Below are 12,240 nucleotides of genomic sequence, written 5' to 3'. Positions count from 1 at the left end.
TCGCCGATCGCGGCGGCGCGTGGCGAGACTCCGCGACGGCGGGCGATTTGACACTCGTCGCGCGCGTGTGATATATTGCGGTTAGCCGCGGCCAGCGGGCGGGAGGCCGCTGCGTCGACGAATCCCATTCAGAGGGGTGGTTCTCCGGTCCGCTGGTTCAGCACTTTCTCCGCCCGACCGACTCGTCACCGCCGCGGTTTTGCCAGCGTGCCGGGCCGTCAATGAACCTGCTTCGCTTTGACAGCCTTCGCCAGACGGTCCAGGTTGACGTCAGCCTGGCGTCCGTCCTCGACATCGCTCTGGTGGCGGTGGCGGTCTATTACCTGCTCCTGCTCGTGCGCGGCACGCGCGCCATTCAACTGCTCAAAGGGGTGGCGGTGCTACTGGTGCTGGTGGGCGTCAGCAGGTGGGCCGGTCTGGACACTTTTCACTGGCTGATGACGCAGATGCTCCTGCCCGGCGTCATCGCCCTCATCATTCTCTTTCAGCCGGAGCTGCGCCTGGCGCTCGAGCGCCTGGGCCGGGGCCGGCTGTGGCCCGGCGGCGCAACTGACTTGAAGGGCGAGGAGGTGTCCCGCTTAATCACCGAGATCGTCCGCGCCGCCCGGCAGTGCGCGCAAAGCCGGGTCGGCGCGTTGATCGTACTCGAGCGCGAGGTAGGACTCAACGATATCATCCGCACCGGCAAACGCGTGGACGGCGTCGTCTCCACCGAACTGCTGCGCACGGTGTTCTTCCCCGGCAGCCCGCTGCATGACGGCGCCGCGGTGATCCGTGATGACCGCGTCGTCGCCGCCGGCTGCGTCCTGCCCCTGAGCGAACGGTACGACGTCGGCGCCCTGCTCGGCACCCGCCATCGCGCCGCTCTCGGCCTCTGCGAGCAGACCGACGCGGCGGTCGTCATCGTGTCGGAGGAAAGCGGCGCCGTGTCCTATGCCCTCGAGGGTAGGCTGTTCACCAATCTCGCCGACGACGCGCTGCGGAAGCATCTCGTCACTGCCTTGGTGCCTCCCGAGCGCGAGCGTCCGCTGACGCTGCGAAGGAAAGCCGAGGCCGCGCCGAAGCCGTAGACCGGCCGGCAGGCCCGCGCCGGGGCGTTCGATAACGGTGGTGCCACCGGCATTGCTCCATCCGCCAATGGGAAGCTATGCTGCGCCAGAACCTTAGATACAAGATACTGGCCCTGCTGCTCGCCATCTCCCTGTGGTTGTACGTCGCCATCACCCAGCAGCAGGCGGTCGAGACGCAGGCCTTTACCGTGCCCGTCGAGTTGAGAAACGTGGGCCAGAAGCACGTTGCCTCCGTCGAGCCCCAGCGCGTCCGGCTCTTCCTGCGCGGTCGTCCGGGCGCGCTCGAGTCACCCGCGCCCGCGCCCGCGGCCTACATCAACCTGAGAAACGCCGACCCGGGGCAGCGGACGGTCGAGGTCAGCTACATCGCACCCACCGAGACTCGCCTCGTTCGTATCGAGCCACCCAAGGTCACGGTAACCGTCAAGCTCGTCACGAGCCGGACCATGAATATCGAGGCCAGACTTGTGGGCGCCGCACCGCCCGGTTACCTCCTCGGGGAACCCAGGATTACCCCCACCACCGTAACCGTGTCCGGCGTGCGGGACGCGATCGCGCGCGTGAGCCATGTCGTGGTCAAAGTGGATGCGAATTCCGCTCGCCCCGACGCCCCTCAGACCAATCCGCTGCGGGCTGTGGACGAGAACGATGACGTCGTCGAAGGCGTCGAACTCTCGCGTTCCGAGGCGCGAGTCGTCATTCCGGTCGAACGCACGCTGAGCTACGAGACGGTGCCGATCGTCGTGCGTCTGCAGGGCAACCCGGCGCCGGGCCGTCGTATCGCCGGCGTTTCGGTGCGCCCGCCGGTGGTGACCATCGCGGGGGATGCCGAGCGTCTGCGCCAGGTATCGTATATCCGCACGGCGCCGCTCGACATCGAGGGCATAGACGGCGATATCAGCCGCACCGCCCGCCTCACCCGGCCCGACGGCATCACGACCGTCTCCGACTCGGAAGTGGAGGTAGAGATAGACGTCGAGCCGCGGGAATGACGCGCGCGCAGCCCCCGCGCCGCCGCGCGTCACGCGCGAACGGCAACGTCGGCGGCCGCCTCGCCCCTACGTCGCGCTGACGACCTCCCCTTCTAGGTCATATTCACGGGCGCCAGTAATGATCGCGCGGATGAAGTCCCCGGGCCCGATCTCGTTGCCTCCGCGCAGATAGACCAGGCCGTCAATCTCCGGCGCGTCGCGCTGCGAGCGCCCGACCCACGAGAACGGCGCTTGCGCCGACGCTTCGACCAGCACCTCCATTTCGGCGCCCACCAACTCTCGGTTGTGCTCCAGCGAGATGCTCTGCTGAAGCTCCATCACGCGCCGGTACCGTTCCTGCGCGACCTCCACCGGCACGTGCTCGGCCATCGCAGCGGCGACCGTGCCCTCTTCCCGCGAATAGACGAACGCGCCCGCGCGGTCGAACCGTGCCGCCGCCAGGAAATCGAGCAGCGCTTCGAAGTTCTGCTCCGTCTCCCCGGGGAAGCCCACCAGGATGGAAGTGCGGAGCGCCACCGCGGGCACCTCCGCGCGCAGTCGCTCGATCAACTCGAGGTAGCGTTCGCCCGATCCCGGCCTGCGCATTCCGCGCAAAACCGCCCGCTCGCTGTGCTGCACCGGCAGGTCAATGTACTTGCACAGTTTCGGCTCGTCGCGCAGGAGGGCGATGAGTCCGTCATCCACCTCCGTCGGAAAGCAGTACATGAGGCGCAGCCAGTGCACGCCGTCCACTACCGCCAGGTGACGCAGTAGGTCGCAGATGCGGCGTGTGCCGTAGAGATCGCGGCCGTAGCCGGTCGTGTCCTGGGCGACCACGTTGAGCTCCTTGACGCCGCGGCGAGCAAGGCCCCGCGCCTCGGCGACGACGGACTCGATGGGCCGGCTGCGGAGCCGCCCGCGCAGGTGCGGGATGACACAGAACGCGCAGCGGTGATCGCACCCCTCGGCTATCTTGAGATAAGCCATCCACGGCGGCGTGGCGAGGAGTCGCGGCGTGGCGTGATCGTAGAGGAATTCCGGAGGAGACACGCGGAGCGTCGGCCGTCCGGGATCGTGCCGCGCGGCGAGGCCGTCGAGGATCTCCGTGATGCGCGGGAAATCGTTGACGCCGATGAGCGCGTCGACCCCGGGGAATCGGTCGGCCAGCCGCATCCCTTCACGCTGTGGCCAGCAGCCGGCGACAATGACCAACCGGCACGCTCCTCGCTCCTTCAACTCCAGCGCCTCGCGGACCGCCTGCGCCGCCTCCTCACGCGCGGGCTCGATGAAGCAGCACGTGTTGATGATGATCGCCTCCGCCGTCCGCGCATCGGGCGTTATCTCGTGGCCGGCTTCCGCCAGCAGGCCCAGCATGACCTCGGTGTCCACGAGGTTCTTCGGGCAGCCGAGTGATATGATGCCAACTTGCATGTCGCGGTCCGTAACCGTCGGTGCGGAGTCGGCAGCGCCGCCCGGGCCGAACGCGGCCGGCGACACTGGAACCCGCCGTCGCGCGGGCACGTGATGGCCGCCCTACGGGCTCGATGCCGGCTCGATCTCCCCCCACGGGCCGCCCGGCGGCCGTGCGATGACCTCAGCCGCCTGCCACGCCGAATCGTCGAAGCCGACTTCAGTCCAGCCGTCGGGCGCGTCGGCAGCTACGCGCCATCCCTGCCCCGTGGCCAGGCGCACCGGTTCCTGGCCGGCGACCTCGATCGCGGCCTGCGCGAGCAGTCCGCCGGGCCCATCAGCGTTGGCGCACGCGACGGCGATGACGTTGCGTCCCGGTTGCACCTGCGACGCGATGTCGCGGCGCTCCACGGTCTCCCAGCCGCCGCCCGCGCCGACGAACTCGCCGTTGACATAGAGCCGGTAGCTGTTGTCGGCGGCAATCGAGATGTCGGCGCGCGTCGGGCGCCCGGCGATGTCGAACACGCGGCGCGCGTGGCACGTCGAGCCCTCGACGCGCCACTGTCCCGGCGTCCAGATCCACGCGGCGTCCCACGAGCTGGTGCGCCGAGGCGGAAAGCGTCCGCGGGGCGGTTGCCGGAAGACGTACTCGCCGCCGCGCGTGATGGGTTTCCGCAGGTGAAAGTCAGATCCAGGATCGCGGCAGGTGATCTCCACCGCGTCGCGGGTGACCCGAATGTCAAGTTGCAGCCCGCGGTAGAGCAGGTTGCGCACGCCGGCGAACTTCAGCGCCGTGGGGAGATTCGGCCGAATATGAAGCCCGTCGCCCTGCGCCTCGATGCCCAGGAAGGCGTAGAGGAACACCGCCGGCACCAGCCCGCTCTCCGGGAACGGCACATCGGTACCGACCTCCCACCCGTTGACCTCGCCATAGTAGAGCGGCGAGCCGCCGCACAGCCGGTCCGGTTCGGCATAGCGGTCGAGGATCTCCAGCAAGCGTTGGTATGCGCTGTCGGCGCTGATGAGCCGCGCGCGCGCCAGTATGTCGTAGTAAGAGGTGTAGAGTATCGCGCCGCCGTTTTCGAGATGCTTGGCCCACGGCTGGCTGGGTATCTCCGCCTTCCCCTCGAGGTACCACCAACCGCTGCAATCAAAGGTGTTGGCGCGAGGCGCGAAGCGATAGGCGGAGTACGTGTCCGCCTTGCCGCTCTGGGTCGGCTCGGTCTCCATCCAGTGGTAGACGCGGCGCGCCTGCTCGCGCGAGCCGAGGCCGTAGGCGAGAGCCTCCGTGTTGACGTACGTGAACCCGTAATCGTGACGCTGCCCCGTTCGGTCAACGCAGCCGATGTATCGCCCGGCGCTGTCGTCCCAGAACTCCTCGTTGTACCGACGACGGACGCGCTCACGCAGCGCCCGCAGGCGCCGCGCCTCCGCGGCGTCGCCCGCTGCGTCGAGCATCTGCGCCATCGCCTCGAGCGAAGCGTAGAAGTAGATGTTCTCGTACGCCGACTTATAGCCGAAGGGAATGTCGTCCCAATAATTGCTGTGCAGGCCCTTGGAGGTGCCGTCGTGGTCGGGGCTGGTCATGATGAGCAGGCCGTCACCGCCGCGCAGGTCCGCGAGCTGGAAGCGCATCGCCGCGCGCAGCCGCGCCAGGTTCTCGCGCACGAACTCCACGTCACCGGTCCAGCAGTAGTAGCGCCAGCAGCCGAGAACGAACATCGCGTTCGTCGTGAAGTGGCGCGCATCGTACTTCTCGTTGTCCGGGAAAGGCCACTCCTGGCGCTCGCCCCAGGTGTAGACGTAACCGTCGTCGTCCATCTTGTACGTCAGGAGATGCGCCCGCTCGCGTTCCAGGTAGCCGGGCAGGGCGATCCAGTCGCGGATCGTTCCGACCCATTCCATCCAATCCGGAAGTCCCGGATCGAGGGGCCAACTGAACGCGCGCTCATAGAGGAAGGGGTTGAGCCGCTCGCCCAGGCGCGGATCCGAGGAGAAGAACTCGGGGTAGAAATCAGGCACTCCGCCGGCCGGCTGCACCTCGACGGCGAACTGCGGCCCGAGCGCCAGCGTCATCGCGTCGTTCTCCATCGTCCACACCAGGGAGCCGGCGAAGGGCGAGAACAGCAGGTCGAAATCACCGTTGCCGCGTGCCCGGATCCAGTGGCGGGCAAGCATGGCGAAGTCCATCGTCGCACGACGCTTAAGCTGCGCGGCGGGGACATACTGGCCGCGATCGCTGATGAAGGCCGAGAACGGGCACGTCGCGGGCTCGGACGTATCATATCCCGTGAGCTGCCACGGCGTCACCATGTAGAACCTGGGCTGCGCGCCCGCGACCTCGGCGTTGATGGCCAGCCTGCGCCCCGCCAGCGTGATCTCCAGCCGCCCGCGCGCGACGTCGAAGCGTGAGAAACTGAAGGCGCGATCGCACCCCGCCACCGGCTCGCCGTCGGCATAAGCCGTGCCGCCCGGATATACATCCTCATCGCTCGTCCACCAGCCGATAGTGCCGGCCGGCAGCGTTATCTCGAGGTAGTACGCGCCGGCTGGCTGCGGCGGGAAGATCAGCCGTTGCCATGAGTTGTCATGAACGCCGTAGAACCGCCGCGACGCCACGGCCTCCCCGCCGGGGCCCCCGCGGCGCAGCGTCAGAGTCATGCTCGGCCCGACCTGGTACCACGTTGGGAAACACGCGCCGACTTCGGCGAGGCCGGCTTCGGCGACGCTGAAGCTTTGGCCCAACGTGCGCCCCGCGTTGAGGCGATCGGCGCGGTCGCGGCGAGATTGGACGTATTCATCTCGCCGCACATAGAACGGCGCCGCGTCCGCGGACAGCGTGTGCTCGGTGGGCCGTTCCCAGCGCACGGACTCGGGCGCGGGGACATCCCCGGCGTACACGGCGCGCACGAGATTCGCGCCGTACCGTCCTCGCCCGTGGGGGTCAACACGCAGCGAGGTGACGGTGGCCCCGGTCACTTCGGCGGACAGGTAGCGATTGGACAGCGATACGTCGGCGGCCTCAGCGAAGGCCCCCGGGCAAACGAGCAACGAGCCGAGGGTGGCGAGCAGGATGTATTGGACCTGGCGCGGCGCCTTGTGTCGAGGTTTCACGGTCGTCCGTCGGCTCACAGCGCGCTCGGCGTTAGTCTGTGGCTTCCTTGACCTCCACGCGCGCGGCATGGACACGGATGAGGCGCCATCCGTCGAGCAAGTCGGAGAACGGGGGCTGGGCGAGCATGTCAATGGCGGCGGTCGTCGGTGCCTTGCCTGCGTGTTGACGGAGGGCTTGCTGCAGTTCTCGGAAGATCGCGCTGTCGCGGACGCGTCCGGCGATAACCCCTTGCGAATTGCGCTTGGACGAAACGCGAGGGTCGAACGTATCGTTGCGCACGAGGTCGAAGACGTAACGGTGGGCGTCTCCGGCAGCGACCTTGAGCAACTGGCCCGAGGAAATCTCGCGGATCGAAGCGATCACGCCGTCAATCGGCTCGCGCCCCCCCTCCGTTCCCGGGGCGTGCTCGTAACGGACGAACTCGTTGCGCGTCTCCGCGGGGACACGGACCTCGTCGCCGATGGCGGGCGTGGTGCGCCGCCGGCTGCTGGAGCCTTTCCCCGCGCTTTTCCTCTGAGCCATGTACCGATCCTTTCCGAAGCCCGGTTCCCGTTATGCGTCGGTCCGCTGATCGCGCGGCCGACGATGCGAATCATCGCTCACCGGCCCGGCGAGCAGTTCCACCGCGTGATCGAGCGCCGGAAGCACGACTTCGAGGCATTCCCGCGCTCCTTGCGGACTTCCCGGAAGATTAATGATCAGGGCCTTGCCGCGTATGCCCGCGACCGCGCGCGAGAGCATCGCATGAGCGGTCGCTTCGAGGCTCGCGGCTCGCATCGCCTCCGCGAGGCCCGGCACCTCCCGCTCGATCACTTGCCGCGTGGCCTCGGGGGTCACGTCGGTCTCCGCGATGCCCGTTCCCCCAGTGGTCAGGATGACCTGGGCACCCATGTCGGCCATCTCGCGCAGCTTACTCGCGATGCGCTCGACGTCATCCGGCACGACCTCGTACGCGACCACCTCCGCGCCGCGGGCGCGCATTGTCACGTAGAGTGCCTGCCCGCTCTCGTCACGCGCCTCGCTGCGCGCGCAGCGGTCACTGGCCGTCAGGATCGCCGCCCTAATCTTCATTTCGTGATTGTGCCGCAGCGGCAGGAAAGATGCGCGGGTGACTGACCGCGATCGCGTCCCCCGCTCGCACTACGCCCCCAACTTTCACTCGCGCGAAGATGCCCTCGGTGGGCATGACGCACTCGCCGGCCTGGCGGGCGATGGCGCACGGCGCATGGCACTCCTTGCCGATCTGCGTTACCTCGAGCAGCGCATCGCCGATCCGCAGCACGGTACCGACCGGCAGGACGCACAGTCCGATGCCGCTGGTCGTGATATTCTCCGCCAGGTCACCTGGGCCGACCTCAAGCCCTTTCGCCCGCAGCTTGTCGAGACTCTCGGTGGCGAGCAGGCTCACCTGGCGCGCGCTGCCTGCGTGAGCGTCACCCTCGACCCCGTGAGCGGCGACGAGGATGATGCGCGGCGCGGCGCGCTTGGGTTCGCCCGTGCGCTCGCCGATGCACACCGCTTCTACTCTTCCGGCCGCACCCACGAGCCGCTCTTCCCTCCGGTCTTCTGTACCAGTGTGAGGTTCGTGATCTGTATGCCTGGGTCACTGCCCTTGCACATGTCATATACCGTTAACGCGGCCATCGCCGCCGCGACCATCGCCTCCATCTCGGCGCCGGTCGGCGCGTTGGTGCGCGCCGTGGCCGTGATAATCATGCGGCCGAGGCGCCCGCGAGTCTCGAATCGCAGGTCAACCGAGGACAACGGAATCTGATGGCACAGGGGAATGAGATCCCACGTCCGCTTCGCCGCCGTCACGCCGGCGATGTTGGCCGCCGCGATGACGTCCCCCTTGGGCATGTCGCTGCGATCAATGGCGACCAGCGTGTCGGGCCGCATGCGCAACTCGACGCGAGCCGTGGCCTCCCGTTGCGTCGTCGGCTTGCTGCCGACGTCCACCATGCGCACGGGCATCCGCTCGTCTGCACGTTCCGCCATTATCGGTCGTCCTACCTCTTGCCGACGCCCGCAGCGACGATGGCGGCGAAGTCGGTGGGCTTGAGGCTGGCGCCCCCGACCAGCGCGCCGTCAATCTCCGGCTGGCCCAGGATCTCCGCCGCATTGCCGGGCTTGACGCTGCCGCCGTACTGGATGCGTATGCCCTCGGCCGCGGCGTCGCCGAACTCCGCGCGCACGGCGTCGCGAATGAGCTTGCTGACCCGGTTCGCCTCGGCGGCATCACAGGTGCGCCCGGTGCCGATGGCCCACACCGGCTCATAGGCGATTACCAGCCCGGCCACTTGCTCGGCACTCACTCCGTCGAGCGCGGCCTGCAACTGCCCGCGCACCACCGAATCGGTTTCGCCGCGGTCACGCTCGTCGGCCGTCTCGCCCATGCAGATGATCGGCGTCAGCCCGGCCGCCAGCGCCGCCTTGACCTTACGATTGACCGTCTGGTCGCTGTCACCGAACAGCGCCAACACCTCCGGCGCCCAATCCTCCGGCGTCGTCCCGAAGCGCCCGCGGCGCTCCGAGTGGCCGATGATGACGTACTCACACCCGACCTCCACCAGCATGTGCGGCGCGACCTGCCCTGTGAAGGCGCCCTCTTCCTCCCAGAAGCAGTCCTGCCCTCCGAGGCCGACGTCACAGCCGCGCAGCGCCTCGGTCGCCGCTGCCAACGCCGTGAAGGGCGGGCACAGCGCTACCTCGACGCCGTGGACATCTTCGATCAGCGACACGAAATCGGCGGCGAATTGAGTCGCCTCCTGCTGCGTCTTGAACATCTTCCAGTTACCCGCTACGAGCGGAACCCGCATCATTACCTCCGTACGGCAGACAAGCAGTCCTCGCGGTCCGTTCCTCCGTCGCATCGTACAGCCCGGACCGTGTTATTCCGAGTTGCGCGGCGCCGCTCCGGAATGCGGCGCAGCCGCATCACGCGGCGCCGTTATGCGAAGGATCTCACCTGCACACCGCGAGCACGATCGCGCGGAAGACTCGTCGCCGCGCTCAAGGTGACAGAGCCCCCGGCATTGCGTCGTGGATTCCCGGGCCCCTCACTTGTCGTCCAACACCGTCACGCCCGGGAGTTCCTTGCCCTCGAGGAATTCCAGGGATGCTCCGCCGCCGGTCGAGATGTGCGTCATGCCCTCGGCAAAGCCCATCTGCTCCACCGCCGCGGCGGTGTCTCCGCCGCCGACGATGGTTATCGCATTCGATTCCGCCATGGCCTTGGCGATGGCGCGCGTGCCTTCCGCAAACGCCGCGCGCTCGAACACGCCCATCGGCCCGTTCCACACGACGGTCGCGGCCTTGGCTATGGCATTCTCGTAGCTCTCCCGCGTTGCGGGGCCGATGTCGAGGCCCATCCAATCCGCCGGAATGGCATCCGCCCCGACCAGCTCCCGCTCGGCGTCATCGCTAATCTCGGTGGCGACCAGGATGTCGGTTGGCAGCTCCCAGCGGATGCCGGCCTTGTCGGCCTTGGCCATCAGTTCCCCGGCCATGTCAACATGCTTGGCGTCGAGCAGGGACTTGCCGATCTCGTAGCCCTGGGCCTTGAAGAACGTGTAGGCCATGCCGCCGCCCAACAGCAGGGCGTCAACTCTGGTGATGAGGTTATCTATGACTCCGATTTTATCCTCGACCTTGGCGCCGCCGAGGATTGCGACGAACGGCCGCTTGGGGTTGGCGAGCGCCTCGCCCATGACCTCGATCTCGCGGCTCATCAGCAGCCCGGCGACGGCGGGGCGGACGTGGTCGGCGACGCCCGCGGTGGACGCGTGGGCGCGGTGGGCGGTGCCGAAGGCGTCGTTGACGTAGATATCGGCGAGGTCGGCGAGCGCCTCGGCGAAGTCGGGGTCGTTCTTCTCTTCCTCGGCGTGAAACCGCACGTTCTCCAGGAGCAACACCTCGCCGGGCCGCAGATCCTGCGCGGCCCGCTCGACTTTGGTGCCGATGCAGTCATCCACCTTCTTCACCGGCTGGCCGAGATGCTGCTGGAGCGCCTTGGCCACCACGTCCATACGCAGCTTCTCGTCCACCCCCTTGGGCCGCCCGAGATGGGACACCAGGATGACGCGGGCGCCCCGTCCGACGAGATACCGTATCGTCGGCAGCGACGCCACAATGCGCGTCTCGTCAGTGATCTGGCCCTGCTCGTCAAGCGGAACGTTGAAGTCCACGCGCACCAGCACGCGCTTGCCGTTGGGGTTGATATCCTCAATCGTCTTCTTCATCGCTGCCTCTCCCGGGCGCCGTCGCGCGACGCCGACCCGTGGGGCGAAGGACGCCGTCCCCGCCGTCGTTCGGCGGCGGGCGCAGCAAAGCCCGCTAGGCGAGGCGGCCGGCTTGGCAAGCCCGTCCTTCATTCCAGAGTTAATACGTGTTTGGAGCCGCGGCAGGAAGGCCGCGGCTCCACAACGGGGCACTGCCTATATCTTCTTCGCCATGAAATCGGCCAAGTCGGCGAGTCGCACGGAGTACGCCCATTCGTTGTCGTACCACGCCAGTACCTTCGCTGTGCGCCCGGCCAGCACCATGGTCTGCCCGGCGTCCACGATGGAGGAGTGCTCGTTGCCCTTGAGGTCCATCGAGACAAGTTCCTCCTCGGAGTACTCGAGGATGCCCTTCATCGGGCCGTCGGCGGCCTTCTTGAAGGCGGCGTTAATGTCCTCGGCGGACGCGTCCTTGCCCAGGGTCACGACCAGGTCGACGAGGGAGACCGTGGGGGTGGGCACGCGAAGAGCGATGCCGTTGAGCTTGCCCTTCAATTCGGGTATGGCGAGGTAGATCGCCTTGGCTGCGCCGGTGCTGGTCGGGATAATGTTGAGGGCCGCCGCGCGCGCCCGACGCAGGTCCTTGTGCGGCAGGTCGAGGATGCGTTGGTCGTTGGTGTAGGAGTGAATCGTGGTCATGACCCCGACTTCGATGCCGAAGCTGTCGTTGAGCACCTTACACACCGGGGCCAGGCAGTTTGTGGTGCAGGACGCGTTGGAAATGACGTCGGCCTTGGCGGGGTCGTACGTGTCCTCGTTGACGCCGAGCACGATGGTCGGGCAGTCGCCCTTGGCCGGGGCGCTGATGACGACCTTCTGGGCGCCGCCGCCCGAGACGTGCGCCCGGGCCTTGTCCACGTCGGTGAAGACGCCGGTGCATTCCAGCACCAACTGCACCCCCAGGCTCTTCCACGGCAGCTTGGCGGGGTCTTTCTCCGACAGGACCTTGATCTGCTTGCCGTTGATCGCCAGACCGTCCCCTTTCGCCTCGACGGCGCCGGGGAAGATCCCGTAGTTGCTGTCGTATTTGAAGAGGTGGGCGTTGGTCTCGGCGTCGGTAATGTCGTTGATGGCGACCACTTCGTGGGCCGGATACTTCTCCAGCAAAGCCTTCAAGACCTGACGGCCGATGCGCCCAAATCCGTTGATGCCGATTCTGACAGCCATGCGTGTTCCTCCTGGGTGGTGAGAGTTCGCTGAAATGCGGCGTTGCCGCCCGTACCGCCACGGGAACTCTTCTCGCGCATCGGCGAGACGTCCTGTCGCGCGACGCCACAAAGGCACACTGCGCGTCGGCGCGTAGCCTGTCTGACCCAAGCGCGGCCGCGTCCGCACAAGCGTGGTCATTCTAAAGGTCGCCCAGGGGATGTGTCAAGAGCGCCGCCGCTCGCGCG

11 protein-coding genes are annotated in these 12,240 nt (G+C 67.5%); 2 read left to right on the top strand and 9 right to left on the bottom strand.

Going from position 1 to position 12,240, the window contains the following annotated elements; all coding sequences use genetic code 11:
• Window positions 1-221 precede the first annotated feature (221 nt).
• Complete coding sequence (cdaA, locus tag JSV65_09160) at window positions 222-1,070, top strand: diadenylate cyclase CdaA (GenBank protein ID UCH36503.1); 849 nt, start codon at window positions 222-224, stop codon at window positions 1,068-1,070.
• Window positions 1,071-1,147: 77 nt separating this feature from the next.
• Window positions 1,148-2,062, top strand: coding sequence for a hypothetical protein (locus JSV65_09155; GenBank protein UCH36502.1), 915 nt, complete (start codon window positions 1,148-1,150; stop codon window positions 2,060-2,062).
• Window positions 2,063-2,128: 66 nt separating this feature from the next.
• On the opposite strand, the gene rimO is transcribed toward JSV65_09155, so the two are convergent.
• The 9 genes from rimO to gap form a co-directional block, all read right to left on the bottom strand.
• The gene (gene rimO, locus JSV65_09150; protein UCH36501.1) at window positions 2,129-3,472 is read right to left on the bottom strand and encodes a 30S ribosomal protein S12 methylthiotransferase RimO; all 1,344 of its coding nucleotides are present in this window, start codon (window positions 3,470-3,472) and stop codon (window positions 2,129-2,131) included.
• A gap of 102 nt (window positions 3,473-3,574) precedes the next feature.
• Window positions 3,575-6,565 carry a hypothetical protein gene (locus JSV65_09145; GenBank protein UCH36500.1) on the bottom strand — a complete coding sequence of 997 codons (2,991 nt, stop codon included), beginning with the start codon at window positions 6,563-6,565 and terminating at the stop codon, window positions 3,575-3,577.
• A gap of 31 nt (window positions 6,566-6,596) precedes the next feature.
• Window positions 6,597-7,088 carry a hypothetical protein gene (locus JSV65_09140; protein UCH36499.1) on the bottom strand — a complete coding sequence of 164 codons (492 nt, stop codon included), beginning with the start codon at window positions 7,086-7,088 and terminating at the stop codon, window positions 6,597-6,599.
• Between the two features lie 30 nt (window positions 7,089-7,118).
• Window positions 7,119-7,637, bottom strand: a complete 519-nt coding sequence (locus JSV65_09135) for a MogA/MoaB family molybdenum cofactor biosynthesis protein (GenBank protein ID UCH36498.1) — start codon at window positions 7,635-7,637, stop codon at window positions 7,119-7,121.
• Window positions 7,627-8,109, bottom strand: a complete 483-nt coding sequence (locus tag JSV65_09130; GenBank protein UCH36497.1) for an MOSC domain-containing protein — start codon at window positions 8,107-8,109, stop codon at window positions 7,627-7,629. The genes JSV65_09135 and JSV65_09130 overlap by 11 nt, the downstream gene beginning before the upstream one ends.
• Complete coding sequence (gene moaC / locus JSV65_09125; GenBank protein UCH36496.1) at window positions 8,088-8,564, bottom strand: cyclic pyranopterin monophosphate synthase MoaC; 477 nt, start codon at window positions 8,562-8,564, stop codon at window positions 8,088-8,090. Before moaC ends, JSV65_09130 begins: the two co-directional genes overlap by 22 nt.
• Window positions 8,565-8,575: 11 nt before the next feature.
• Window positions 8,576-9,385, bottom strand: coding sequence for a triose-phosphate isomerase (locus tag JSV65_09120; GenBank protein UCH36733.1), 810 nt, complete (start codon window positions 9,383-9,385; stop codon window positions 8,576-8,578).
• 240 nt (window positions 9,386-9,625) lie between these two features.
• The gene (locus JSV65_09115; protein UCH36495.1) at window positions 9,626-10,807 is read right to left on the bottom strand and encodes a phosphoglycerate kinase; all 1,182 of its coding nucleotides are present in this window, start codon (window positions 10,805-10,807) and stop codon (window positions 9,626-9,628) included.
• A gap of 195 nt (window positions 10,808-11,002) precedes the next feature.
• Entirely contained in the window at window positions 11,003-12,013 is a 1,011-nt protein-coding gene (gene gap, locus JSV65_09110) for a type I glyceraldehyde-3-phosphate dehydrogenase (protein ID UCH36494.1), read from the bottom strand.
• Between the last annotated feature and the right edge of the window lie 227 nt (window positions 12,014-12,240).

This window comes from Armatimonadota bacterium, from assembly GCA_020354555.1.
Taxonomy (GTDB): domain Bacteria; phylum Armatimonadota; class Hebobacteria.
Note: the sequence above shows the minus strand (reverse complement) of the source record. Positions and strands in the feature narration are given on the sequence as shown.

Coding starts and splice junctions, on each gene's coding strand:
- cdaA (UCH36503.1), top strand. CDS start 222: ATGAACCTGCTTCGCTTTGACAGCCTTCGCCAGACGGTCCAGGTTGAC.
- JSV65_09155 (UCH36502.1), top strand. CDS start 1,148: ATGCTGCGCCAGAACCTTAGATACAAGATACTGGCCCTGCTGCTCGCC.
- rimO (UCH36501.1), bottom strand. CDS start 3,472: ATGCAAGTTGGCATCATATCACTCGGCTGCCCGAAGAACCTCGTGGAC.
- JSV65_09140 (UCH36499.1), bottom strand. CDS start 7,088: ATGGCTCAGAGGAAAAGCGCGGGGAAAGGCTCCAGCAGCCGGCGGCGC.
- JSV65_09135 (UCH36498.1), bottom strand. CDS start 7,637: ATGAAGATTAGGGCGGCGATCCTGACGGCCAGTGACCGCTGCGCGCGC.
- moaC (UCH36496.1), bottom strand. CDS start 8,564: ATGGCGGAACGTGCAGACGAGCGGATGCCCGTGCGCATGGTGGACGTC.
- JSV65_09120 (UCH36733.1), bottom strand. CDS start 9,385: ATGCGGGTTCCGCTCGTAGCGGGTAACTGGAAGATGTTCAAGACGCAG.
- JSV65_09115 (UCH36495.1), bottom strand. CDS start 10,807: ATGAAGAAGACGATTGAGGATATCAACCCCAACGGCAAGCGCGTGCTG.
- gap (UCH36494.1), bottom strand. CDS start 12,013: ATGGCTGTCAGAATCGGCATCAACGGATTTGGGCGCATCGGCCGTCAG.